We start from the raw sequence: 24,331 nt of genomic DNA, 5'->3' as shown, positions 1-24,331 counted from the left end.
GCGAATTCCTCAGGCCATGGTCTCGCCTCGCGCCAGCGCGGCCGCGATCACACGGTGGCGCGCACGCGAGATGCTGTAAGAAAACAGGATCATCAGCGAGATGATCGCAATCACCGCCGGCACTGGCCCCCAGATCCACACCAGCCGACTCTGCATCGCGGCGGGCAGCACCACCCCGGTGCCGTGCGGCACATTGTGCGGAAAACCGATCAGATCGAGCGCAACGCCGGCGACCATTACGCCGAGACCGGTTGCCGCCTTACCGGCGAATCCCAGTCCGGCGAAATATAGCCCTTCACGCCTGCGCCCGAATAGATATTCATGCTCGTCAGAGGCGTCCGCCATCATAGACGGATAGGCAACCTGGACGAAGCCCGTGCCGATTCCGGCGACGAAGGAATTGAACTGCATTGGCTGCAGGGCGGCGTCGCCCAGCGGGAAGTAACCGCCCGTCAGCATCGATCCCTGCAGCACCAGCCAATTCGCGATCAGCAGCACAAAGCCGATGATCACGACGTTCTTTTTTTCCATCAGCCGCTGCATCAGCGGCGCGCCGAAGACACCGAGCAGGATGCCGATCAGATAGGCATATCCGATGAACTGAATCTTCTCGCTCTTCATCTGCCAGACGAATACGAAGGCGTGGTTGTTCAGGCTGCCGTTGACGCCAACCGCGATGAAGATCACGACGGCGGAGATGAACAGCAGCCGAAACGATCGGTTGGCGAAAATTTCCTTCAGCTCTTCGGGCAGGCGCCGCAGGATTGATCCGTGCATTTGCTCGGGCTGCGGCAGCGCAGCGGCATAGCGACGCACGCCGAGGCAGCATACGGCCATGCAGACGAACAGCAACGCCGCAACGGACCAGCCGAATCCGGGATAGCCGCCGGGTCGTTGCAAGCCGCCATTGGCGAAAAACACTGAATAGCCGATCGCTGTTACGGCAACGCCAGAGCAGATGCCGGCAAAGGCGCGGTAAACAACCACGCTGGTCCGCTCGGTATAATCCGACGTCATTTCGGCGCCCAGCGCGATGTAGGGGACGTTGAACAACGAGATGAAGCTCCTGACCGCGACCGACATCACGGCCAGCCAGCCGAACAGGCCGATCTGCCCCAGCCCCGGCGGCGGCGAGAACAGCAGGCCCATCGAGATGCTGACGAGCGGCACCGCAACCAGCATCAGCGGCAATCGACGCCCCATCGCGGATTTGATGTTGTCGGACCAGGAACCGACCAATGGATCGACCACCGCGTCGAAGGCGAGGCTGACCGCGAGCGCGGCACCGACCAGGCTGCCCGCCAACCCCAGCACCGCCGAATAATAAAAGAAAATGAAGCCGATCGCTGCGTCGAACCCGCCATTCTGTGCGGCCTGCCCAAGGCTGTAGGCGAGTTTCACCGGCAGCGAAGGCTTCCGCGCCGGTCCATTCGTCTCCGGAACGTCGTGCATTTCAATCGTGGCCACTCGTCATCTCCCCGTTCGCTGCCCGCTATGCTGCCAGGCTTGATTGACTTTATCGGTGCTCAGTATTCCTCGCGCAGAAAGCTGCGTACTTCGGCGATGAAGACGCCGAATTGCTCGCGCCTGACATTGTGGCCGGCCCCGGCAATCCGCACCGAGCGGATGCGTGGGTTCAGCGCAATTACCTCGCCCGCAGCAGCGGCGCTCACCATGCTGCCCCGCGCGGACTCGCCGTGGATCAGCAGTGTCGGCACGGCGATCTGGCTCAACGCGCTCTGCCAATCGTCGCCCATGCCCGGCATGGCGTCCGGATCGACCTGTTGCTTGGCGACAACCCAGTCGGGAAAATCATCGTCGTGCCAATCGGGATGATCGACCCGCCCGAGCGCCGCGATATCGGCGGCGGCGAGCGACCGTATCTCGGTCACCCTGGCGCGGAAGGCCTGTCGCCGAGCGACGCCTTCGTCGCCGGTCATTGGTAGTACGAGCGGCGGGTCTTCCATCACCAATTTCGAGAGTCGATCGGGATGAGCTGCCGCAAAGGACGCCGCCGCGCGCGCGCCGACCGAATGCCCGATCACGACGGGTGCGTGCAGGCCGAGCGCATCGATCGCCTGAGCAATGTCGGCCGCGGGATCATGCGCGGTGCCGACCGCCAACCGGGCGCTGTCGCCATGGCCGCGCGAATCGAGCATCACGATGTCATGCTCGTTGGCAAGCGTACTCGCGGTGCGTCGCCAGCATAGCCCGTTGTCGGTCAGCCCGTGCACCAGCAAGATCGGCGGGCCGTCCCCGCCCGTCCGGTGATAGGCGAGATAGCCGTTCTGTACCGGCACCCTGCCCTCCAGCCACATTCGATCACAGGTGATGTCTGGCGCCGTCACCATGCATACGCTTCGGGCGCCGCGCCGCACGGCGGAAAAACGGCGTCGAGTTGCGCCAGCACCTCTGGATCGAGCCGGAGGTCGGGCGCGTCCGCGATCGAGGCGAGTTGTTCGCGCGTGCGCGGCCCGACGATCGTCGCGGTAATGCCCGGTTGGTGCAGCGTCCAGGCGAGCGCAACCGCGCTGGTGCTTTCTCCCAACTCGGCGCACAAATCGACGAAGCGCGCCAATTGATCCGCTCGAGCGGCAAGCTGCTCGCGCACCCCCTCCGAATCCCGCCGGCCGCCGCTCTCCCCGGCCCGCCCCGCCAGCAATCCACCTGCCAACGGGCTCCAGGTGATGACGCCCACGCCATAAGCGCGGCATGCGGGAATGACTTCGAGCTCTGCTCGGCGCTCGACGAGGTTGTAGAGGGTCTGTTCCGAGACGAGGCCCAGCGCATGGCGTGCGATCGCCTTCTCGTTCGCCTGCGCAATCTTCCAGCCGGGGAAGTTGCTTGATCCTAGGTAGGTAATCTTGCCCTGCGCGATGAGCCGGTCCGCAGCCTGCCAGATTTCCTCGATCGGGGCAGTCCGGTCGATATGATGGAACTGGTAGAGGTCGATATGATCAACCCCGAGCCGCTTCAGGCTCGCGTCGCATGCCATCTGGATGTGCCGCGCCGAAAGCCCGCGATCGTTGATATCGTTCGACATCGGCTCGTGAACCTTGGTGGCCAGCACGATTCGGTCGCGGCGGGTGCGGTCCTCGGCCAGCCATCGGCCCAGGATCGTCTCCGTAGTGCCGACGCCCAGATGGCCGCCATATTGGTTGGCGGTGTCGAAGAAGTTGATGCCGAGGTCGATCGCCTCACCGAGGATCGCGAAGCTCTCCGCCTCCGATGTGCGCGGCCCGAAATTCATCGTCCCCAGGCACAGTTCGCTGACCTTCAGGGCCGATCGACCGAGGTTGCGATAGTTCATTGCGCTGCTCCAGGGGGGCGCCTCACGGTGCGAAGAGCGTTGCGCCGGTCCGCAACTCGACGCTCGAATCGGCGACGCAATAGCGTGTCAGATATTGCGCGCGGGGCGAAAGTCGCTGGTGATCCTGGAACGATATCCCAGGCACGGTCGGCTCGGTGAACCATGGCGCATAGAACTCGAGGTTGGGAATCGACCGCATTGTGTCCGATACGTTGGGCGTGCCGCCATGCCAGGCGCGCACGTCGCGCACCATGATCGCGCCTGCAGGCGCCGGGCAGACCGTGCTCAGCCGCATCCATTCAGGTTCGTCCTCGAGCGAGGGGATCGCCAAACGGGAATGTTGTGTGCCTGGGATCTGGCGCGTCGGGCCGTTAAGCCGCGTCACATCCTGCGGCAGGAAATTGACACAGACATAGGGGCAGGGCAGGTCGCGAATCGTCACGATCCCGCGCGGATCGACGAACGAACTGAACGGTGATCGCACGGCGCTGACCCAGTCACTTACATCCGAATGCAGCGGCTGGTATTCGATCGCGCCGGGCAGACAGAAATCGCCGCTTGCCGCGCGCAAGGCGAAGTTTGGCGAACCAAAGATTGCCGTGACGAGTTCGTCGACGAAGGGCAGATTGAGCAGCATCTGCCACTCGGGGCGATGCAGCTGGCTTCGCGTCAGGCTCGACCCGCCAAACGAATAGCGATGCGATCCACGGTTGCCGCCGCGCCGCTCGTCGAGCGCCAGAACATCGTTGGCAACGGCACAACACCCGGTGGCCAGAAAAGCTGTCTGTTCCTTGTCGAGGACGTTGGCGATGACAACGAAGCCGTCGCGGCGGAACAGTGCCACCGCCCGCTCGAGCTCGCCCGGCTCCAGTATCTCGAGCCCGCGGATGCCCGTGCAACTGTCAAGATACGCGCGCAGCTCGGCGGCTTCCCGCTCAGCGGGATGCCCGGCCATCAGCAGATGCCGATCTGATTGCAGTGACATCTGGTGCTATTCCCGTCGCGCTAGTCAAGAATCCGAAAGGTGCAGAACCTCCGCCATATTATTGTAGTAAAATGCATCGATGGTCGATTGATCGCAGTTCGTCATCGTCTCTTCGAACTTGCCGATCGGATCGCCAGATCCCTCTGGATGCGGGTAGTCGGATGCATAGACCAGCATTTCGGGTCCGATTTGCTCGATCACCCAGCCCACCGGCTCCCCAGCAAAGGGGGCGACCTTGATGTGGCGCTTCGCGGTGATCGAAGGCATTTCTTCAAACGGGCGCAGGCGCTTGAATACATTCGCCGTGAAGTCGATCATCCTCAGCCATCCCGGCAGCCAGAGACAGCCTTGCTCCATCGATATAACGCGCAGCGCCGGATGCCGCGCGAACACGCCGTCATAAATCATCGCGCCAAGAAACAGTTGCACCGAATTGGCGATGGCCATCACGCCGATTTCCCCGGCTGGTGCGTCATCGCCGATTTCGTGGAAGACACGGCCGTTGTTGCGAAAGCTCGGAGAAACGGGATCATAATGGCCGTTAAGCGCGACATGGCTGACCACCGGCATCCGGTGGCTGACGAATTTCGCCCAAACACGATCGAAATCGGCATGCGTGAACGATCGGCCCTCCGCGTTGCTCTCGTTGGTGTCGACTGCAAAGGTAAAGCAACCATCGGCAAGCCCGGCGTCGATGATGTCGATCGCCTTGTCCGGCCCGAGCCCGAGCGGCACATAGCCGACCGCGCGCATGCGGGGGTCATTCCGGCAAAAATTGCCCATCGCCCGGTTGAGCGCCCGTGCGCCGGCTTCCCGCACTGCCGGATCGGGATCATTATAAAATTGGTGAAAGGTGAAAGTCGCCAGCACCAACTGGATCTCATAGCCGAACAGATCGATCGCACGGGATCGCTCGACCGGATCGAAAGCACCCAGACGCCCCCAGCCGACTTTGCTGTTGTCGAGAATCTGCGCTTCATACTCGGCAGTCAGCGCGGCATCACCTTGCCGGGCAAGGAATTGCTCGCGGCCAAGTTCCAGTCGATCGCGCTTTTGGATGACCGGCTGCTGGTCGAGCATCGACGGGAGCATAGCCTTCTCGTCGGCGCTGGCCGTATCGAACAGGAAATTTTCGAGCTCGATCAGGTGGCTGTCGACGTCGATGATCCGCCGGGTGCCTGCATAGGTCATGTCCATCTCCTCTCCGGTGTCGCGATTGCGGGGTGGCGCTAGGACTGCAAAGTCTCGAGAAGCCGCGACTCAATCCTATTATTATATAAAAGGTCAATACACTTCTGCGCCCCAGCGGTCAAATGACGACGCCTGACGAGGCCGAACGATCACCGCCCTGCTTCGACTCGTTTGCAAATGTCCGGTGCCGCCAACGCTGAAAGCGAAAACGCTGCACCCAACCCCCGCAATTCGACGATCTCGACGAGATTTCCCTCAGGATCGCGACCAAGGATCGTGCGAAGTTGTTTGCTCTCCAGACATCCGCTCAGCAGCGCGCCACCAAGCGCAACCAGTCGCGCCGCATCCGCATCGAGATCATCGCTTTCGAGGCACAGGCGACTGTAGCCGGGATCAAGAAGATGGCGTGTTGCTTCGGCGGGGCTTTGGGGCGCATGGAATTGCCAGAGTTCGAGCTGTAGGTTGCCCGCAGGCAACCACGCCCCCTCGATTTGTGCGTCGACGAGCCCGCCCATCCTGTCGAATTGCGGCCCCGGCCCGAACCGGCCCCTGCTCTTGAGCTCGGTGCCGAGCAGCGCAGCATAAAACGCAATTGCCGGCTCCATGTCGCGGGTCACCAGCGCGACATGGGCGAGCCAGGTCGGCTCTGCGATAGGGGCGTAGGGCAGCCCCTCAATCTCCATGATGCTGCCCTCGGGATCGCGCGCATAGGCGTATTGGTTGCCGGTTCCCAGATCGAGCGGCGGGGCGATCAGACTGCCACCGTGCGCCGCGACCGCGGCGGCAAGCGGCGTGATATCATGGTTCTGGATGCAAAAATGGCGAATACCCGCGCGGTTGATCGGGTTGGCAACCGGCGCGGGCACCCCGCCTGGCCACTGCGGCGCGATGAGCAGGAGATAACCGTTGCGGCCCGCCAGCAGGCAATGGTTGGAATCCATGCCGCCAAGATCATGATCTATCGCCGCCAGCGCTGCAGACTCGGAGACAGCCATCTCCTGCATCTCCGCTGCCGCGCCATAAAAGTCTCGGGCTGCTGCCAGATCGCGCACCGCCAGTGTCACATGATGAATACCCAAAATCATCAGCAATCCTTTGCAGTGCGAAGCGGTGCCGCAGGACGGATCCAGCTCCCTTCAGAACCCGGCCTGCGGCTCATCGCAATCGGATAGCTCGCCCGATTAGAACTTGGTGCGCACAGTAATCCGCCACGTCCGTGGGTCGCCGATGAACTGCGTCGCCGACGTCCCGTCGAGCTGCCGGTAGGAACTGCCCAGAATGTAATTGGCATAGACCTGGTCGGTCGCATTTTCGACAGAAAATGCGATGCCGTACCGATTGTCTGGCCCATTGATTCCGACCCGCAGATTAAGCAGTCCATAGGCATCGACATTGGCAAAAGCCGCGCCATTCAGATCGGTGTTTTTGGCCGATTGCCAGTTCCACTCGGCGCGCAGGAACCCCTCGAAATCGGAGCGACCGAGCTTGGTGCGGTAATCGCCGACGATCGAATAGAAATCATGGGCGTTATCTCGGAATTGCCTGCCATTGAGCGCGGGGATAGCCGTGAACCTCGCAATCTTGACATCGTTGAGGGTATAGGAACCGCTGAGCGTGAGGCCAGGCAAGGCCTTTGGCCGAAGGATTACCTCAGCTTCGATCCCCTTCGACCTCAGCAGGTCAATTCCGATGTTCTGGGCCGCTCCGACGGCCGTCTGCGTGATCGTCTGGAGGTTTTCCAGGTCCTGGCTGTATATGGTGACGTTGGTCGTCAGTGCCTTGTCAAAAAGCGCGGTCCGGAGCCCGGCTTCATACAGTGTCGGGATTTCGGGCTTGAGCACCGGCAAGCCGCCGGGGCTGAGGACAGCCGCAACGTTCACGCTTTCCGCCACGTCAATGCCCGGCCCCTTATATCCGCGCGACCAGGAAACATAGGTCATGATGTCGTCGGTCCAGAAGTACCGCCCGATCACGCGACCGGAGAAATTGTCGTTCCGGACCGGCTGGACGCCAATAACATTGGGCCCGAAAAACGCCCCAAAGGGCGCCGCCGGATTGATCGCGGTAGAGACACGGTTGTAGGTGGCGAGCAGCGTGTCGTGGGTGTAGCGCCCGCCGACGATGATCGAGGCCTTACGCGACAGGTTGAATGTCGCCTCGCCAAATGCGGCATAGCTGTTGGTCTCGACCGTACGGTCGGCGCGCGTTCGAACGTTGAAGAACGGCGGGAAAGGCAGGCCAAACTCGATATCGACCCGCCCGTGCGCGTCCAGATCTTGATGGAAAAAATACAGGCCTCCGACATAGTCGACGACCGAACCGATCTTGCCGTTCAGCCGCAGTTCCTGCGTGAATTGCTCGGTCCCAACGGTGGTGCCGTTGCGACTATTGAGATTGGAGTTCGAAACACCGTCTGCTTCGTTAAATTCGTCGATGTTCCACTGTCGCCACGCCGTGATCGACGTTAGCGACGTCGAGCCGAAATCATAATCGAGGTTCAGCGCAAGCCCGCCAGAGTTAGTCCCCTCGAAAATTCGGTCGCCACGCACACCGACCCGGCGATTGCTGGGTCCAGCAACGATGTTGAGCGCCGCAAGCGCATCGCGCAACTGCAGGACACCTGTGTTGGTGGCGAACGGAATGGCGCCCGACGGTGGCCCGGCCACCCGATAGGTCGGTTGGCAACAGCGATTGCTCCCCCGTTCGATATCGCCGGTCAAAACGATTTTCAGCGCATCACTGGGTTGAAACAGCAGTTTGCCGCGAACAGCGTAAGTGTCGCGGTCGTTAAGGTCGGGCTGGCCGGCGATCGCGTTGACCAACACGCCATCACGACGGTTATATGTGCCCGTCACACGGAATGCGAGCGTGTCTCCGACGATTGGACCCGTTACCGTCCCCCGAAGCCTTGTTTCATTGAAGCTGCCGTAGCTTGCCTCTGCCCTGCCGCCAAATTTAAATTCCGGGTTATTCGTCTGGATGTTGATGACCCCCGCCGATGCGTTCTTGCCGAACAGCGTGCCTTGTGGCCCCTTGATAACTTCGATCGACTGGACATCGAGAAAATCGGTGAAACCTTGCGCTTCGCGTCCGAGGACGACGCCGTCGACTACCGTCGAAACGCTCGATTCAAACCCGTCGCTAAAGCTGAAGGTCGAAATGCCGCGTATTTTGGTGCCGGTCGCGCGCGCCGTATTCAGCGGGGAAATGCTGACGCCGGGAACGAATCGAACAACGTCTGAGAGCTGCACGAACCCGGTGCGATCCAGAAATTCGCCAGTCAGCACCGAAACCGCAAGCGGCGCATCCTGCAGCGTTTCGCGCGTCTTACGCGCGGACACGATGATATCATTGGGCGATCCATTGGCGCTATCGTCCGACACAGGCGGCGCTGGAGTCGCCTTTGGCGCATCTTTGGTATCATTATCGGTCCCGAGCACCTCGGCTGCGGCGGGGCTAAGCGGCACGAACAGCAAGGCTGCACATCCAAGGAAAACAGATTTACGTAATAATACCATAGTCTTAACTCCCCCTCTTGATGCATCGCATTGTGCCCGGTTGCATACGGGTCGAGATGCTTGACTTGGGATACGTATTATACATAAAGTCAGTAAGCAAGCTGAATCGTCAACTCAAGGGTCGATTTGGCAAGAATTCCACGGCAGATCGTGGTATGTGCTGCTGTGAATTGACCTATGGTCTAATAAATCGGCACTTCAGGGCGAGTGGAAAAGAGTATGGCGGTTGAAGGCACGCTGGAGGGGAAGGTGGCGCTGGTAACAGGCGCCGCGCAGGGAATCGGCCTGGCCACCGCGGTTATGCTGGCGCGCGCCGGTGCCAACGTCGTGGCGCTCGATCTGCCGGGCGCAAATTGGGAGCCGCTCCGGAACGGTTGCGCCGCGGTCGGGCAGCGTCTGGAAACGGTCGAATGCGACGTCGCTGACGAAGCGAGTTGGGAGCAGGTGACCGGTGTCGTTCGCAGAACGTTTGGTCGCCTCGATATCATGTTCAACAATGCCGGCATTTCCGGGCCGAGCCGTGCACTCTGGGACTACCCGGTCGCCGACTTTGACAAGGTGATGCTCATCAACTGTCGGGGGGTATTCCTGGGTATGAAATGCGCTGCCAGCCTGATGCAGAGCGGCGGTTCCATCATCAATATGTCGTCAGTCTCTGGGCTCGGTGGAGGGCGTTTTTTACTGGCCTATAATGCGAGCAAGCACGCTGTCATCGGCATGACAAAGGTTGCTGCCGTTGAGCTCGCGGAGCGCAATATTCGGGTCAATGCCATTTGTCCGGCCATGACCGAGACGCCGATGATGCTCAGCCTTGAAGCCGGCAAGACCGAAGCGGAGATCGCCGCGCTGCGGGCACGATTTGCCGCCATGATTCCGCTTGCCCGCTATGCACAGCCCGAGGAAATCGGCGCCGTCGTGCTGTTTTTGGCCAGTGACGCATCGTCATTTGTGACGGGGGCGGCCCTACCCGTCGATGGTGGCCTGAAGGCGCAATGACGTGCCGCCGGTACCATACCAGCCCGCTTCTTTTTGACGATAAGTGTAATTATAATATGCAATCGGCTCGCATGTTGGCCAGTGCCGGACCATTTCGGGGTTTGCACATCAACACAATAGCTGCTGGATTTGCGATCTGAAGGATGTCCCGCGATGAGACTGAAGCGATTGTTCCTTGGCCTTGCTGCCATCATTGCCACGGGGGGGGCCATGGCTGCTTATGAACTGACGCCGACAGTCCATGCGGGGCTGGCGGGAGAAATGCCCGAACTTGCTCGGTCGGGCAGCTATCGACTCGGCACCGCCGTTGTGCAGATGACCCTGCCGGCGCGCGGGCGCATCACCGCGCTCAGCATGGTGAGCGGGCATGAAGAGGTTGCCGACCGCATCATTGCCGTGCGCTACTGGTATCCAGCTGATTCGACGGCGAAGGGCAAGGGTGCTCGCTATGATCACGTCATGCATTTTCCCTCACAGCCGCCTTTCCCCCTCTCAAGCCAGGGCACAGCCATTGCCGACGCTAGGCCGTTGCCGAACGGCACCTTCCCCCTGGTGTTAATGTCGCACGGATATGGCGGCTGGGGCACTCAGTTCAGCAACCTTGCCGAACATATCGCCTCGCACGGATATGTCGTTGCGGCGATCGAGCATCAGGACATGCCGGCGGATAGCGTCGCGACGTTCCTGGCATCATTCGGCAACGTCCTGGTAGACCGGACGCTCGACCAGCGACAGGTTCTTGCCCGGATCGCCAGCGACGTTCGCGCCCGAAAGGCACCCTATCTAAAGCTGATTGATATGCGCAGCGTCGGGCTGATCGGCTATTCGATGGGCGGCTATGGCGCAATCAATTCGGCGGGTGCGCCCTATCGGCTGGATGACGGGCCGCTTGCCCGAATCCCGCAGACGGCGAAGGACCAGCTTAGCCAGGCTGCAGCGGAGGCCGTTCAGATCAAAGCGCTTGTCCTGTTCTCCCCTTGGGGCGGCCAGCCCGACAGCCGAGCCTGGGATGCCGCCGCGCTTGGCCGGATCACCCATCCTGTCCTGCTGGTCGCGGGCGACCAGGATGATGTAGTCAACTTCAAGGATGGTGTTTCCTGGCTTTTCAAGAATATGACAGGCAGCGATCGCTATATGCTCGTCTACCGTGAGGCCCGTCACAACATCGTCGGCAATCAATTTAACCTGGCCCCCGACGCTCCGTTTGTCGCCGCCGAGTTTTTGAAAGAACCCGTATGGCGCAGCGACCGGCTTAACGCCATCAACCAGCACTTCGTGACCGCCTTCCTGGACCTGACGCTGAAGGGCGAAGAGGCCAAGCGCGCCTATCTTGCGGTCCCGACGATCGATTCCGACGGGGGCGAATGGCCGACTTCATTTGGGGAGCAACTCAATGGAATGGTTGCTGGGCCAACGCAGAACAAATATTGGCGAGGTTTTCAGCGCCGTTGGGCCACCGGACTAGAGATGCACCATGCTGCGCCGAGCAATTCTTCACTTGAATCCAAATGAGGCCGAAGGGCATCGTCAGACAATCGTGGCACATACGCGCGGGCGTGAGTATCCCTCCGGAAGATCCGCAAATTCAGCGCCAACCCGGCCAGCCCGTTTCACTGCGTCACCTCGGCACCCGCGTTGATCCGGCTGGTCATCATGACGTAAATCCATCACTTGTTGTCTTTGCGGAACCAGGAGGATCTGGTGTTCGCGCGCGAGATCGACCCTTGTCACGAAACAATACGGATGTGGTGGAACAGGTTCTGTCCGATGGTTGCCGGCGACATCCGCCGGACGGGAGTCAGCCGTATGCGCGGGTTTGGCTACAGCCAATGCCACCAAGCCCGCCGAGCGCCGCGGCCCGGCAACACCGGGACGGAGCTACCTTTCATTCCAAGGCGACGACGTTGCCACCTACGGTGCACCGCCGCACGCGGTGGGCATCGATCTGCAAGGCCCCCACGCATCAATTTGGTGTCTCGCGGTCGTCGTGTGGGAGCGACCCCGAAGGCAACTTGTTCGAAGTTCTTCCAGTCTCGCCCGAAGCGCTGGTCACCGTCGCTTCGATGTTCGCAGCACGGCAGGGGCAGATTGTCGATTCCGCCCGCTCCAACTATCGCCCGCGGGTGGCAGATGGTCAGCCGTGATGGCCGGCCCACCCATTCCTATCGCCGCAGCACTCGAAACTCGGCATGGCTACGCTTCGGTCAACGGGATCACGCTGCATTATTTTGAGCAAGGACGGGGTCCGCCCGTCATTCTGCTCCATGGTTTCCCCGATCATGCCGGCGCCTGGCGTCCGATTGCCAACCGGCTTGCCGGCTCTTACCGGGTGATCGCCCCTGATCTGCGCGGCTATGGCGATAGCGAACGCCCGACATCGGACTCTGATTATCGGCTCGATCTTTTGATCGATGATATTGTTGGCCTACTCGATGCGCTTAACCTGGCGACGGTCTGTCTGTGCGGTCACGATTGGGGCGGGGTGTTGGCCTTTGCCTTGGCGACGGCCCACCCCGATCGCATTGCCGCGTTGATTGCGCTGAACGCGCCGCCCCTCGGGGTGCTGCAAGCGATGATCTGGCACGACCCCGCCCAGCGCGTAGCATCCCAATACATCAACGATCTGCGTGCCGTAGGTGCCGGGGCGCGCTTCAACGAGGCCAATGTCGACGGCCTGATCGAACAGTTTCTAGGAGAGCCTTTGCAGCAGGGCGCTCTCACGCCTGAAGATGTGGCGGCTTATCGCCATGCCTGGACGCGGCCCGGCGTGTGGCAAGCCATGCTCGCCTGGTATCGGGCCGCGCCACTCGAGGTGCCCACCGACAAAATCACCATGCCGGACGTCACCCTGTCGATCGAATCGATCAATTGTCCGGTGCTGGTGATCTGGGGCGATCGCGACGAGGTGTTCGTGCCCGCTATGGCCCATGCGATTGCAGAAGCTTGCCGCAATGCGCATGTCGAACGGGTGGCTATCGCTGGTCACATGCCGCACCGCGATGCGCCCGACCATTGTGCGGCGCTGATTGCAGCTTTTCTCGCCGACCATCCCTGTCAATAATTTTGCCAGACCAATGTAGCAGTCGGCCACCGGTACTGATAGCGGACACGAATAAACCTCAGATGCGATCTAAAATTGCACTTCCCCTTCGCTGTTTTAACTTATCGCACGAGCTGATTCGGCTTCTGGTGATGATTTATGAGCAGCGCATTCTCAGGCGTTCAAAACTCCGACGGACCCGGCGCGGTTCATTCGGCGGTTTAGACATTCTCGTGAGTGTGGCAGGGACAGCGATCCTCGGTGCGCTTGAGACCTACGCAGACGACGCTTTCGACCGATCATTTGCGCTCAATGTTAAAGCGCCATTCCTCACCGCGAAGAGGGCCGCGTCCCTCATGACAAAGGGCGGGCGTATCATCACAATTGGCAGCATCGTCGCGGACAGGATGCCAGGTGCGGGCGGAACGCTGTATGCCGCCAGCAAGGCGGCTCTGGGAGGGATGACACGTGGCTTGGCCCGCGATCTAGGGCCGCGAGAAGTCACAGCGAACTTGGTGCAGTCGGGGCCGATCGACACCGAACGAAATCCGGCAGATGGCCCTAACGCCGCCCTAAATAGAACCCCGCTTGCCATTCCACGCCATGGAACTGCCGATGAGGTTGCAAGCCTCGTCGCGTACTTGGCACCGCCAGAAGCGGGATTTGTCACAGGCTCCACCTACAATATCGATGGCGGATGGAGCGCTTAAGCGTCCGGTTTCAGTCACTTGATGTCCGCAGACAAACGGCGAGAACTGGGCCGGTTGCCGTCTGGCAGGTCCTGGGAACGCGGGTGGCGTATCAGGTTCGAGCTCGCCTATTGCGTGATCGCGTGGCACGCGATGACGGCTATAAAAACGCTTATTTCCCTCCTCCGATCCAGCGGGGGTAGATGGCGCTCGCCGGATAGGCTGCAGTGTCATGGGCTGGAATAACGGTCAATTTGGGATCGCGCGCCATCAGTCGGCGAACGCCGACGATCTCGGCGTCCATCTTCGGGAGGTCGAGGTCGACCATTTGGCGCATCGCAAAAAACTTGTGAGCTGGCCGAGTAAAACCCTCAAGTGCCCAGGTAGTGTCACCGGTCAGAAAATAACGGCGCCCTCCGGTATTTATGAAGAGGCCAACCGAGCCTACGGTGTGCCCGGCCATCGGTACAAGTATAAGACTGCCGTCGCCAAAAACGTCTTGTGATTGGCGATATTGTTCATAGGGTCGCTCGCTGAAAACGAACGGTCGCCATCTAATCGTTTTGGCGTCGATTTGGCCCGGCAAGAATCCTTGATGGGCACCACCGATACGCGCTTGCCGCAGCTCGTCAGCTTGGATCCAAACGTTCGCATCCGGAAAATCCTCTATGCCCCCGGCATGATCGAAGTGCAGATGCGAGGGGATGATGATGACCGGCCGGCTGGGGCAAGGGTGGGTTGCGGCGATGACGTCAGCCGCGGGCAACAGCTTTTGATAGCGGAACGCCAGGCGTTGCAGCAGCGAGAATTCGCCAATCTGGTTATCGATCGCGCGCCCAAGACCGGTGTCGAAAAGGACCAGACCTTTCGGATGGCAGATCAACACGGCGCTATGCGCCATGGTCCGTTGCCGCAGCCAGTTGCCCCCCTCAAACATAACACCCTCAGGCGCCATGATCGTGGCCGTAGGCAAAATTGAGAATCTCAGGCCAAAATCTGGCGTCGCTGTTCGCGGGACGACGGAACCCTCAGCATGGGCGGCGATATCAATGTGGCGTCGCGTCAACACGACGGCGCCCGCACCTATGAGACCGACAACAACCAGCACAGCTAGCACCAGGCCCCAAGCTCTCTTCAAAGTGTTTCTCCGATTGCATTTGCGAGCGCCGCCTTCGCCACCATCAGCGGCCTTGTTGATTTGCTGACGCGAGCGAGCAGCAGCGCGCCTTCGATCTGAATGAGCGCGAGTTCCGATAGCCTCTCAGCAGCATCCGGCCCCATGCCACGCGCCAAGAGGCCGGCGCCGATGGCCGACTGCCAATCCGCGTATACGGCTCGGATGGCCGCTTGAAGCACGGACTCGTGCTCACCGACCTCCAGTGCGCTCAAAGCAACTGGACACCCCTTGGTGAATTGACTGGCGTCCAGCGCCTCAGCAAAGCCGTCAATAAGCCGACAAGTTGCAGCCGAGGCATCGGGGCCGTCCGCAAACTCCGTTGTGATCCATTTGGTGATACGTCCGCCAGATGCGTGCACCGCAGCCGCCGCCAATGCCTCTTTCCCGCCGGGGAAATGGAAATAGAGCGAACCTCTGGAAACGCCGGTCAGCGCCAGCACCTCTGTCGTGCTGGTCGAGCGATAGCCATGTTCCTGCAGACTGGAGGCCATGGCTTCGATCAAAATATCTTTTGTGCCCGAGCTGCTCATCAGCAATAATTAGACAAGTCTATCTAATTGTCAATGCGTGCCGCATCCCAACACGACATACCCGAACGAAAACCAGCTATCCTTACCTCGCCGCTCGGAATCCGGCTTTCTCATCTCGGCCAACTTTGCTCTAGCGACGTAAAGGCGGGCAAACGCCCTAACGTCAGGTTCTGCAGAAAGCCATTATTCGGCGATCACAGAGGGAATGGCGGGTAAGTCCTTAGGTCCGGACCTTTGTGGGGGCGCAGCGGCGAGCCTAAACTAACGGCAGGTTTTAGGGACGCCGATCAGCGCTTTGAATGGCGACAATTGGAGCGCGGAGCTGCTGTCGTCTTTCAGCTGAAGGAACGGCCGATATCGCTTCGGCGCTGCCCAAAAGTGGCCAGGCTGCAAACCACCCATGCTGTCGGCAAAGCCCGCATGAACGCAAAGGAGCTCTTGCGCGAGCCAGAGGGCTCGACGAACTGCGTAAATGTTGGCGATGGCTGCATCCCGGATGGTCTGCCGAATGCCAGCATGACAATGCCGTTCGATTGTCATTTCGCGCAGCGGAGCGCGGGCCGTCCAGCCCAAAGCGCTCCACTGATGCAGGTTCCAGCCCCCGTGCGGTGGGCTTGTCGGAACCTGCAAAATCAGATGGTGCGGGCGGTGGGAATCGAACCCACACTCCTCTCGGAACTGGATTTTGAATCCAGCGCGTCTACCAGTTCCACCACGCCCGCGACGCCGTTGCCTATAGCGCAGCCAAATTTTGGCGCAACGCCAAAGGCAAGCACCGCGCGTCACGTCGCGGGCTTCGTGGCCTTTCTGCGAGCGGCGATCGGTTTCGGCTTCGCTTTGCGAACATTGACCGCAGACGCGTCGATGTTGTTCTTCAGATGTCGTCCGTAAAATTTCTCGATCATCTCGACGCTTGTGCGGCAGTTTTTGGCAACCTGGTAAATGTCTGCGCCTTCGAGCAAGCGCAGGCAGATATAAGTGTGCCGGAGGCTGTAGCAGGTTCGGATATGGTCATCGCGATCGAACTTCAGGTTGAGCTCGTCGAGCACGGTGTTCATCAGCTCGCGCGGCGTCTTCCCAAATATGACATCGGTCGGCTTTAGCTGCTTGCGCTTTCGAACCCGCTCGAACGGTAGGATCGCCCCCGGCATCGACTTGCAAAATCCAACGCCGCGCTTGCCGCGTACCTCGATCTCCAGGATGCGCTCGCCGGTCGATTCATCCTGCACAATTTTGACGTCGCGCGTCTGAAGACGAGCAGACTCGTCGGGTCGTAACCCGGTGTTGCCCATAAAGAGCACATAATCGTGGAAGGTTTCGCAGACCTCTCGCCAGCGCTCCTTCGGCGGGTTCTTCGCCCGCTCGCGCGTCGCCTCATAAAGTATCTTGTATTCCTCCGGCGAAAACCACGCGCGGTGTTCGACCTTGCCCGACGTCTTGTAGGGCGCCGACATGTCGGGAAGCGCGTCGATCCAGCCCTTGCGATTGGCTGTCTTCAGCACTTGGCGCAGTGTTACCACCTCGCCGTGCAACGTCGCACGGGCGGGCTTCTTCGGCTTGCCAGTTTTGGGGTCGAGCCGCGACGTTTGTCGATGCACCCGATATTCCTGAACCGTGCCCGCGTTGATGTCGCCAAGAGCAAACTTGCCGAAGAACGGAAGGAGGTGAACGCGGACGTGATCCGACTTCTGTTTCACATATTCGGCATTGCGCTCGCCAAGCGTAATGACCTCGAATTCGCTGGCGAACGCATTGGCGGCATCGCCGAAGGTAGGACCAGTGGGCGTTCGCCGACGCCGACCATCGGTCGACGCGCCGGGACCGGCGACAAGGAGCTGGACAGGGTTGTCCAGCAAGGGAGCGCCACCGCGTCGGCGTTGGCGATCCTCGACGCACCGCTCCATATACCAGTCGCGGGCGAAATCCTTGGCGGCCGCAAGATTGACCTCTTTGGTTGTCTGTCTATGATTTAGACTGCCAAGGTAAGTCGAGCATTGCCAGTAGCGGCTGTTCTCACGGCGATAAACGTGAAGCGCTCCATCCATCAAAACATGGGTCTCAACTGGCATATCGAACACCCCAAACTGTGTAAGACATGTGTAAGGGTTTTTTAGGTCGATCGCCTAACGATAAATTGTTGATTTTCCGATGTTTTTTGGTCAGTTTGTTAGGCCAAACGCCATTTTGAGTCCGGCGCGTCTACCAGTTCCACCACGCCCGCAACGCAGTGCTCGCTAGACCAAGCCGGGCGCTGCTGCAAGATGGGGCGTCTTGTGATTATCGGGCGTTGCGCGCCATATATCGCCAATGAAGGAAAAATCATGAGCGTCGCGTTTCGCCGGGAGAGCGATGAGGAGCATCTGGAGCCCAAATTCGAGCTGCCGATTCCGCCGGGCCCCAATCTGGTGACGACAGCCGGGCTGGCGATTATCGAGGCGAAGCTGGCTGAGGTGGAGGCGGTGATCGCGGCTGAGCCCGAGGAGAAGGTCCTTGCCGATGCCAAGCGGCAATGGCGCTATTGGATCACGCGCAAGACCAGCGCGCAACTCGCCCCACCGCCGCCAGCCGACCGGGTGGCGTTCGGGTCGCGGGTGCGATTCACGCTGAATGGCGCGGAACGCGAGGTGACGCTGGTGGGGAGCGATGAGGCGGAGGGAGCGGACGACAAGATTCCGTTTACTGCCCCGCTGGCTCGCGCGCTCATTGGCGCTGAGGTGGGCGAGGTGCTCGATTTTGGCGGGCGGGCGGATGCGATTGAGATTGTCGCGATCGGCGGCGCGGAGGCGCGCTGATCCGACGCGTTCCGGGGATGCGAGCGTCGGTTGGTGCTTAGCCCGGAGGCGAATGTTCCCGAATGTTCGCACTGATGCGATCGCTGCGGCGCCGGGGCTGGTTGGCGTTCATTAGGGTGATTCTGGAATCGGGGCCGGCGCCGGCGCTTGGTGGCATATGGCGTGGTCAGGCGTCTGTCGGGCCTGCCTTGCGCATCGTGAAGTTGCGGAAGTTGCGGATTGCCATTGCCTATTGCGGAGCCGCGTTGCGGGCACGCAATACGGGTGATGATTGACGGTCTGAAAGAGCGAGCGCGGCGATAGCATTTGCCGGCGCTGTAGGACAGCGGCATGCGCGCGGGGCGGTCGATCGAGTTCGGTATTGTGTCCCCGGGAGCGCGGTATTGTGTCCCCGGGAGCGACAGCACAACAATAGCCGACCTTGCGGGTGGGGAGGTGGGCCCCGGCACAAGGCCGGGGTGACGGGTGGATGAGATGGCAACAATCGCTTCTATTGCGGATATACGACCGTAGCGCGATGTAGCAGTCACGATGGGCAGACTCGAATATCAATGCTGCTATTGCGATGAAGGCATAGCAAAAGCCGACAGCGGCGCTGTCCGCATTGTTCTCTCAGGCTTATGGGAGGATCATAGCGGAACTATGCAAGAAGTGTTCGCTCACCCCCAATGTGCGGCTGACAAGTTTGGCGGAGCGCTAAGTTCTTCGGTCCCGTTCGATATCAAGGCTTTTAAACCGGACTGAACGGCAACTAAACACCACGCTCACCAATTCCCGCCAATTGCTTTTCCAACTAACTCCGCGGCGCCTGCCGCCGGTAGCTGAGCGCTTCAGCGATGTGGATGCGCCCTACCCCTTCGCTCCCGCTCAAATCAGCGATCGTGCGGGCGACGCGGAGGATGCGGGTGTAGCCTCGGGCTGACAGACGCATTGCCTCGGCGGCTTGGGCCAGCAGCTTGCGGCCTGCATCGTCGGGGGTGGCGACGGCGTCCAGCACGGGACCGTCGGCCTCCGCATTTGTCCGTGCCGCCGTATCGGCATAGCGCGCCGACTGGATCGCCCGCGCCGCCGCTACACGCGCGGCGACCTCAGCTGAACCCTCGGCCGGTGGCGGCAGGACGAGATCGGCGGCGCTGACCGCGGCGACATCGACGTGCAGGTCGATGCGGTCGAGCAACGGCCCCGAGACCTTGGCCTGATAATCGGCGGCGCATCTCGGCGCGCGCGAGCAGGCGAGCGCTGCATCACCCAGATGCCCACAACGGCACGGGTTCATCGCCGCGATGAGCTGCACCCGCGCTGGAAAGGTGACATGCGCGTTCGCCCGCGCGACGCTGACGGTGCCGGTTTCGAGTGGCTGGCGCAGCGAATCGAGCACGGCGCGCTGGAATTCGGGCAGTTCATCGAGGAACAGCACGCCAAGATGCGCGAGGCTAACCTCGCCCGGCTTCACCTTCAGCCCGCCACCGACCAACGCCGCCATCGAGGCGGAGTGATGCGGGCTGCGATAGGGCCGTGTGCGGGTGAGCCGCCCGCCGTTGAGCGTGCCTGCAACACTGGCCACCATCGACACTTCCAGCGCTTCGCTTGAATCCAGGGGCGGCAAAATGCCCGGAAGGCACGATGCCATCAGCGATTTGCCCGACCCCGGCGGGCCGACCATCAGCATGTTGTTTCCAAAAGACCCCTACGTCAAATGTAGCCGGGACGAATGGGGATACTGGCGAAGTCAGCCGTGGCACCGCTTCGATATTTATAGTCAAGGCGGGATGCTCCGTCCCCTTGTCCACGCAATATCAGCTCGATGGCCACGGGTGCGTCCTGGTGGCGTCCCCATTCATTGACCCGGTCTAGGTTGGCATCGGTGAAGAAGGCGGAAAATCCGTCTAAGTCAGCACGGGCCTCTGCCAGGCGCTTGTAGGACTTTTTGACACTCTTATAGGCCGCCGCCCGTTGCTCGTCCGTCATGCTCGCTACAGCCTCCAGAGCCGCATTGTCATCGTGACACTGGAACTTCTCAAAGGCAGCGCGGACCTCCTGAATGGCCTTCAAGGGATCGAACGCGCCTACGAAGGCCCCCGCCCCGGCAAGCAGGCCAAACCGCACCGTTCGGGTTTGGACACTGGAGCCTCTAGTCCGTATCCCCGATGGCCCGCCACTCGTGGTCTGCATGACCTCGTTGACGCTGAGCTGCCCTCCGTTTCTGGCGGCATCGCGTAGAGCAGCGAAAGGCTCCTTGAGTTTCCTGAGCGCTTTGTGGAGCGCTGTGGCGACTTCGGCCCGTGGGGCAAGCAGAGCCGCTTCGGCCAGAGCATCTCTAAGCATCGGCAGGGCCTCCAGGAGGTATTCTTCTTCCTGCTCTCTCTTCAATCGCTCTTCATATTCACGGTTCGCCGCCATCTGCACTGCGCCGCCCGCACAATCGTTACCGACGCAAGCAATGGCCTTGAGGTCTGTGAGGAATATCAGCCATCCCGACAGGAACTTATTCGGTGTTGCACACCGGGGACAGGGCATCATAGTGCCGTCCGCCCGTCGATCCTTCGCCACCTCGAGCGGGCGAAGGTTTAGGAAAGGCTCATCCTTACCTATCGGCTGGTGATAAAGGTCGGGGATCAACTCGGGGTGTCCGGTTGCTACGATCTGTTCGGCATAGGACCTAATGACGTCCGGCGCAGGTCGCGCATCGAAGGCCTTGAAGGGCTTGGGGTCGAGGGTCGCCGTGGGGAACACCATTAGTTCATATATCGAACAATTCGGAAACGCAGTCAATGGCGGCCCGTAGTCATATGCCCCTGAGGGGGCCTGTTAGCCCCGTACGGCACACCTGGGGCCATTTGGCCACTCACGACCAGGGTGGGGCTTCTGCCCTCCTAGACCCCCTGGGTCCCCAATAGGAGCGGAGGTAATTTACCCAATGATCCAACCTACAATTGAGGCAAGCAAGAGCGCCCCGATGACTGCTGCCTCAATCTCGATTGCCGCCCGTTTCCGCATGGAGGTGTTTTGGCTGCAACGGTCTCGATTGGCAACGGGGGCGCTAGGTTCCCTTGAAGTTTACGGTCGCTATTGACCTTTAGGACTGGCAGTTAACCCTCGTGCATTTACGGGGCTGAACCTTTCAGGCGTTAACCGCTGGACGCCCCCCCATGAGTCAGCCTAGCGATCGTTCCCTACAGAGGAGCGGCAATGTCTATTCCCGTCAATTGTCAGCGCTGCGGATATCGCGGCCTTTCGCAAGACATAGTGTTCTCAGACTTGATAGGCGTGAGGATACAAGGCGTCGGTGTGCCATGCCCAAAATGCGGTGGGCATGCCAATCTTCAATCTGGCACCTATGATTTTGTAGGCGAAGTGATTTCCGCCTTCCGCGCCCCCGGTATGACACGGGAAAAACTCGATGCTGCAAGTCAGGTGGTGAAAGAGGCCGCGACCGGGGCCATTGTCTCAGATGATGCGCTTCAGCAGTTGAGCAAAATCAGTGGTCAACTAGCCAAAATAATTGAGAGAAGCGACAGGACAAGAATCGATTGGAATTTGATCTTTACGATATTGGCGATGATCTACACTATCTGGGTCGGTCATAACTCTGACAATGATGCACGGGAGGCTCTAGCAGAGTCTCGAACTCAAACCGAAATCAATCGGAAGATTCTTGAAGAATCAAGAGCGCAAACTGCCTTATTACGAGAATTGACGAACGAAACAGCGAAGAAGTCGGCAGTTCAAGTAAAGAGGAGCGCATTAGGGAATCGCGCTGAGCGTCGTAAGTCCGCCGCAGTTGAACGCCGTTCGAAAGGCTGCCGTAAGTGAATGCTCAAGCAATATTCATTGGGTTGTTATAGGTCTAACTCTTATAAAGCGCCTGATAGTGTATTTGGGGCGTGTTTTTGATTCTGCCTTTGCCCAGAGAAATGATGGCCGGGACGAATCGGAAACGAACACTACCTTGCACCCGTATATCTTTCGGCCGACTGGAACCATAATGGGCTTCACTTTACCGGTCGCGGGATCATATGTCCCGTCGTTACGGCAAAATTGATTGGTCAGCGGCCAAAGAAGGCGGATTGATTTGAGTTGCCAATGTTCGGCATTGTCACCGCATAGCTTCAAGGTCTGCCCGTTGGAAATGTCGGTTTCATCGAAGTAAGGCCGTTCAGATAACTGGCTGGACTTACTTACGCGGTAGCTCAACCACGAAATGAATAGCGCAGTGATTGATATCCCGATCGCTATCCAGGGTAACGCCGCGCTTTGCCAGTCATCCATCGCTTTGCTTCCCCTCCCCGCCCTACCCGGCGAATGGAAGTCCTTAGGCGGCGGTTCGATCTAGCGGAAGATAGGGGGCCTCAGACTGGAGCGGTGGAGTAGGTGGCGTCTAGGCCGGACCACCCATTAGTGCCGACTATAGAACAACCTTCCGAAAACTGCCTGTCCGAAAGCCGAGCGCTAACCGCTCACAACCTCCGCGATGGCGTCCAGATCGCGGCTGCGCCGTTAGTCCTGACTGACGCACAACCAGCCGATGCAGGGGCCATGCGGCGGGTCCATTACTCCTCACTATGGAACAACCAAACACATCCAGGGACTTTCGCCACCTACCGAGCCACCCGCGCCGTCCGACCGTCTCCGGTCCAGAGTTTTTAGGGCACTATGCCTAATGCTAGTGGGCCCCTTTAGCCCTTAGGTCCCCTCAAGATGGACCATTCATAATTACAATAAGGATCACCCATGCACGTCCTCATGTCGCTGGGGGAGATGATGCTTCCTGAGCGTGTGTCCGATAGGCGAGACGCCCGAACCTTCGCCCGCTCTATGCTGCTCTCAGGCGGCCCCAAGTCGCCACAGGCTGAAGCATTCATCACCACCATCATAAATCACGTTATCGTCCCCGCCAGGGGTCGCAAGGTCCAAGCCCGCCCCACGATGCAGCGGCGCTACAGAGAGGCGCTTGGTCCCTTCCTTGCCGACCTCCTCCACGCCAGGGCGGTAGGGCGCTGGAGCAAGCTGCGCACAGCCGATGTCGCGCTTCGCAAATATCCAGGCACACCCACCGCCTTCAAGGCCCTGCGAGACGCTATGGGCGGCCAAGGGCTCTTGGAGGAACTCAAGGGCTTCAGGTATCCCCAGGCCGAAGGTGATGAGAGTTTCGTTCAGCCACCGTCCGCCCCGACCTCCTTCAGGCCAACAGCCCGCCTCCTCCAGATGGCCGAAGAGCATGGCGTAACCATAAGCAACCTTGCGGCACACTTTAGTAGGGGTAAGGCTCCACCGCCCACCACATGCGACGTGATTGAAGCGCGGGCAATGAAGAAGAGCCTAACCCCGCAGGCCCGACGTGCTGAGAAGGTCCAACGGGTGCCGATCGACCCAACGGACCGGACGGCCTCCGCTTTGGCAACAGAAATGCAGGGCCTTAACGCCTTCCTCATGGAGGATGGACGGATTGAAGGAATTGCCTTCGCGGGCCTCCGCCGTCTCTACAGCAAGGCGGATCAACCGGGCTTCGCGTGGCAATGGGGCGGACGGTTCTATTCGATGCCACGTGCCGACGCATACGAAAGCCTGAGTGATAGCGGCAAGGACTCAGGGGCAGGCCGCAGGGCCCGCAAAGCCACTCTCCGCATAAATAGTGAAGAGGTCGAAGAGGTAGACCTCAGTGCAGCGCACCTTACGATCCTTCACGGCCTTCTCGGGCTCCCCTTCGCACCGGACGGGGAGACATACAGCTTCCCCGATATCGAGCGGGAAGACGTAAAGACATGGATCATGCGGGCCTTGGGCACCTCAAGCCCGGACGGCGGCGGCAAACGCTACGCCCGTGCGAGACGTGCGGCGCTTGAGCGGTTTCCGGTCCTGAGGGGCCTAGGAGGCCACGGCATAAGCACACACGACCTCCAATATCATGAAGCGGAAATCATGATGATGGCCATGAAGGACCTTAGGGCACAAGGCATCGGGTTCCTGCCGGTCCATGACGCGCTTTGCGTCCCTCGGTCCAAGCGCGACATAGCGGCGGTAGCACTCAAAGCCGCCTTCGCCCGCTACTTCACGAACACGCTGGGAATGCCCTCCCCTCCAGTTCCACGCATTCACTGAGAGG

The 24,331-nt window shown here is 60.3% G+C and carries 18 protein-coding genes, 1 tRNA gene and 1 pseudogene; 7 read left to right on the top strand and 13 right to left on the bottom strand.

Annotated features, from left to right (window positions below):
• Positions 1-9: 9 nt before the first annotated feature.
• The 7 genes from B7Y43_RS03770 to B7Y43_RS03740 all read right to left on the bottom strand — a co-directional run bounded on the left by B7Y43_RS03770 (position 10) and on the right by B7Y43_RS03740 (position 8,953).
• Positions 10-1,467, bottom strand: coding sequence for an MFS transporter (locus tag B7Y43_RS03770; protein ID WP_374130282.1), 1,458 nt, complete (start codon positions 1,465-1,467; stop codon positions 10-12).
• Between the two features lie 59 nt (positions 1,468-1,526).
• On the bottom strand, positions 1,527-2,351 hold the full coding sequence (locus B7Y43_RS03765; protein ID WP_374130281.1) for an alpha/beta fold hydrolase: 825 nt from the start codon (positions 2,349-2,351) through the stop codon (positions 1,527-1,529).
• Positions 2,345-3,310, bottom strand: a complete 966-nt coding sequence (locus B7Y43_RS03760) for an aldo/keto reductase (RefSeq protein WP_374130280.1) — start codon at positions 3,308-3,310, stop codon at positions 2,345-2,347. The genes B7Y43_RS03765 and B7Y43_RS03760 overlap by 7 nt, the downstream gene beginning before the upstream one ends.
• Before the next feature lie 22 nt (positions 3,311-3,332).
• The gene (locus B7Y43_RS03755) at positions 3,333-4,295 is read right to left on the bottom strand and encodes a phytanoyl-CoA dioxygenase family protein (protein WP_374130279.1); all 963 of its coding nucleotides are present in this window, start codon (positions 4,293-4,295) and stop codon (positions 3,333-3,335) included.
• 24 nt (positions 4,296-4,319) lie between these two features.
• On the bottom strand, positions 4,320-5,486 hold the full coding sequence (locus tag B7Y43_RS03750; RefSeq protein ID WP_374130278.1) for an amidohydrolase family protein: 1,167 nt from the start codon (positions 5,484-5,486) through the stop codon (positions 4,320-4,322).
• A gap of 149 nt (positions 5,487-5,635) precedes the next feature.
• Positions 5,636-6,571 (bottom strand): VOC family protein, encoded by a 936-nt coding sequence (locus B7Y43_RS03745; RefSeq protein ID WP_374130277.1) that lies wholly within the window; start codon positions 6,569-6,571, stop codon positions 5,636-5,638.
• A 96-nt stretch (positions 6,572-6,667) separates the two neighbouring features.
• Positions 6,668-8,953, bottom strand: a complete 2,286-nt coding sequence (locus B7Y43_RS03740; protein ID WP_374130337.1) for a TonB-dependent receptor — start codon at positions 8,951-8,953, stop codon at positions 6,668-6,670.
• A gap of 270 nt (positions 8,954-9,223) precedes the next feature.
• On the opposite strand from B7Y43_RS03740, the gene B7Y43_RS03735 reads away from it, so the two are divergent.
• From B7Y43_RS03735 to B7Y43_RS03720, 4 genes are all read left to right on the top strand, one after another.
• Positions 9,224-10,000, top strand: coding sequence for an SDR family NAD(P)-dependent oxidoreductase (locus B7Y43_RS03735; protein ID WP_374130276.1), 777 nt, complete (start codon positions 9,224-9,226; stop codon positions 9,998-10,000).
• 153 nt (positions 10,001-10,153) lie between these two features.
• Entirely contained in the window at positions 10,154-11,512 is a 1,359-nt protein-coding gene (locus B7Y43_RS03730) for an alpha/beta hydrolase family protein (RefSeq protein ID WP_374130275.1), read from the top strand.
• A 631-nt stretch (positions 11,513-12,143) separates the two neighbouring features.
• Positions 12,144-13,061 carry an alpha/beta fold hydrolase gene (locus tag B7Y43_RS03725; RefSeq protein WP_374130274.1) on the top strand — a complete coding sequence of 306 codons (918 nt, stop codon included), beginning with the start codon at positions 12,144-12,146 and terminating at the stop codon, positions 13,059-13,061.
• A 131-nt stretch (positions 13,062-13,192) separates the two neighbouring features.
• Complete coding sequence (locus B7Y43_RS03720; RefSeq protein WP_374130273.1) at positions 13,193-13,750, top strand: SDR family oxidoreductase; 558 nt, start codon at positions 13,193-13,195, stop codon at positions 13,748-13,750.
• Positions 13,751-13,901: 151 nt separating this feature from the next.
• On the opposite strand, the gene B7Y43_RS03715 is transcribed toward B7Y43_RS03720, so the two are convergent.
• The 4 genes from B7Y43_RS03715 to B7Y43_RS03700 all read right to left on the bottom strand — a co-directional run bounded on the left by B7Y43_RS03715 (position 13,902) and on the right by B7Y43_RS03700 (position 17,505).
• Complete coding sequence (locus B7Y43_RS03715; protein ID WP_374130272.1) at positions 13,902-14,837, bottom strand: MBL fold metallo-hydrolase; 936 nt, start codon at positions 14,835-14,837, stop codon at positions 13,902-13,904.
• A gap of 26 nt (positions 14,838-14,863) precedes the next feature.
• Complete coding sequence (locus B7Y43_RS03710) at positions 14,864-15,436, bottom strand: TetR/AcrR family transcriptional regulator (protein ID WP_374130271.1); 573 nt, start codon at positions 15,434-15,436, stop codon at positions 14,864-14,866.
• A 637-nt stretch (positions 15,437-16,073) separates the two neighbouring features.
• Positions 16,074-16,158, bottom strand: a tRNA-Leu gene (locus B7Y43_RS03705).
• Between the two features lie 60 nt (positions 16,159-16,218).
• Positions 16,219-17,505: a site-specific integrase gene (locus tag B7Y43_RS03700; protein ID WP_374130270.1), complete on the bottom strand. Its 1,287-nt coding sequence runs from the start codon at positions 17,503-17,505 to the stop codon at positions 16,219-16,221.
• A 252-nt stretch (positions 17,506-17,757) separates the two neighbouring features.
• Between B7Y43_RS03700 and B7Y43_RS03695 the strand changes: the two genes are divergently transcribed.
• Entirely contained in the window at positions 17,758-18,228 is a 471-nt protein-coding gene (locus B7Y43_RS03695; RefSeq protein WP_374130269.1) for a GreA/GreB family elongation factor, read from the top strand.
• A gap of 793 nt (positions 18,229-19,021) precedes the next feature.
• On the opposite strand, the pseudogene B7Y43_RS03690 reads toward B7Y43_RS03695, so the two are convergent.
• Positions 19,022-19,906, bottom strand: a pseudogene (locus tag B7Y43_RS03690) (YifB family Mg chelatase-like AAA ATPase); the annotation flags it as partial.
• Positions 19,907-19,920: 14 nt separating this feature from the next.
• Entirely contained in the window at positions 19,921-20,964 is a 1,044-nt protein-coding gene (locus B7Y43_RS03685; protein WP_374130268.1) for a hypothetical protein, read from the bottom strand.
• A 453-nt stretch (positions 20,965-21,417) separates the two neighbouring features.
• Here B7Y43_RS03685 and B7Y43_RS03680 point away from each other — a divergent pair, with 453 nt between their 5' ends.
• Both B7Y43_RS03680 and B7Y43_RS03675 read left to right on the top strand, forming a co-directional pair.
• A complete protein-coding gene (locus B7Y43_RS03680) occupies positions 21,418-22,041 on the top strand; it encodes a hypothetical protein (RefSeq protein ID WP_374130267.1) in 624 nt (207 codons plus the stop codon).
• Between the two features lie 918 nt (positions 22,042-22,959).
• Positions 22,960-24,327 (top strand): hypothetical protein, encoded by a 1,368-nt coding sequence (locus B7Y43_RS03675; protein ID WP_374130266.1) that lies wholly within the window; start codon positions 22,960-22,962, stop codon positions 24,325-24,327.
• The last annotated feature ends 4 nt before the right edge of the window (positions 24,328-24,331 follow it).

It is taken from the genome of Sphingomonas sp. 28-62-20 (genome assembly GCF_002281505.1).
This window is presented reverse-complemented; position numbering and strand designations above follow the sequence as displayed.

Coding starts and splice junctions, on each gene's coding strand:
- B7Y43_RS03760 (WP_374130280.1), bottom strand. CDS start 3,310: ATGAACTATCGCAACCTCGGTCGATCGGCCCTGAAGGTCAGCGAACTG.
- B7Y43_RS03680 (WP_374130267.1), top strand. CDS start 21,418: ATGTCTATTCCCGTCAATTGTCAGCGCTGCGGATATCGCGGCCTTTCG.
- B7Y43_RS03730 (WP_374130275.1), top strand. CDS start 10,154: ATGAGACTGAAGCGATTGTTCCTTGGCCTTGCTGCCATCATTGCCACG.
- B7Y43_RS03695 (WP_374130269.1), top strand. CDS start 17,758: ATGAGCGTCGCGTTTCGCCGGGAGAGCGATGAGGAGCATCTGGAGCCC.
- B7Y43_RS03750 (WP_374130278.1), bottom strand. CDS start 5,486: ATGACCTATGCAGGCACCCGGCGGATCATCGACGTCGACAGCCACCTG.
- B7Y43_RS03745 (WP_374130277.1), bottom strand. CDS start 6,571: ATGATTTTGGGTATTCATCATGTGACACTGGCGGTGCGCGATCTGGCA.
- B7Y43_RS03755 (WP_374130279.1), bottom strand. CDS start 4,295: ATGTCACTGCAATCAGATCGGCATCTGCTGATGGCCGGGCATCCCGCT.
- B7Y43_RS03720 (WP_374130273.1), top strand. CDS start 13,193: ATGATTTATGAGCAGCGCATTCTCAGGCGTTCAAAACTCCGACGGACC.
- B7Y43_RS03675 (WP_374130266.1), top strand. CDS start 22,960: ATGCACGTCCTCATGTCGCTGGGGGAGATGATGCTTCCTGAGCGTGTG.
- B7Y43_RS03710 (WP_374130271.1), bottom strand. CDS start 15,436: ATGAGCAGCTCGGGCACAAAAGATATTTTGATCGAAGCCATGGCCTCC.
- B7Y43_RS03700 (WP_374130270.1), bottom strand. CDS start 17,505: ATGCCAGTTGAGACCCATGTTTTGATGGATGGAGCGCTTCACGTTTAT.
- B7Y43_RS03685 (WP_374130268.1), bottom strand. CDS start 20,964: ATGGTGTTCCCCACGGCGACCCTCGACCCCAAGCCCTTCAAGGCCTTC.
- B7Y43_RS03735 (WP_374130276.1), top strand. CDS start 9,224: ATGGCGGTTGAAGGCACGCTGGAGGGGAAGGTGGCGCTGGTAACAGGC.
- B7Y43_RS03765 (WP_374130281.1), bottom strand. CDS start 2,351: ATGGTGACGGCGCCAGACATCACCTGTGATCGAATGTGGCTGGAGGGC.
- B7Y43_RS03725 (WP_374130274.1), top strand. CDS start 12,144: ATGGCCGGCCCACCCATTCCTATCGCCGCAGCACTCGAAACTCGGCAT.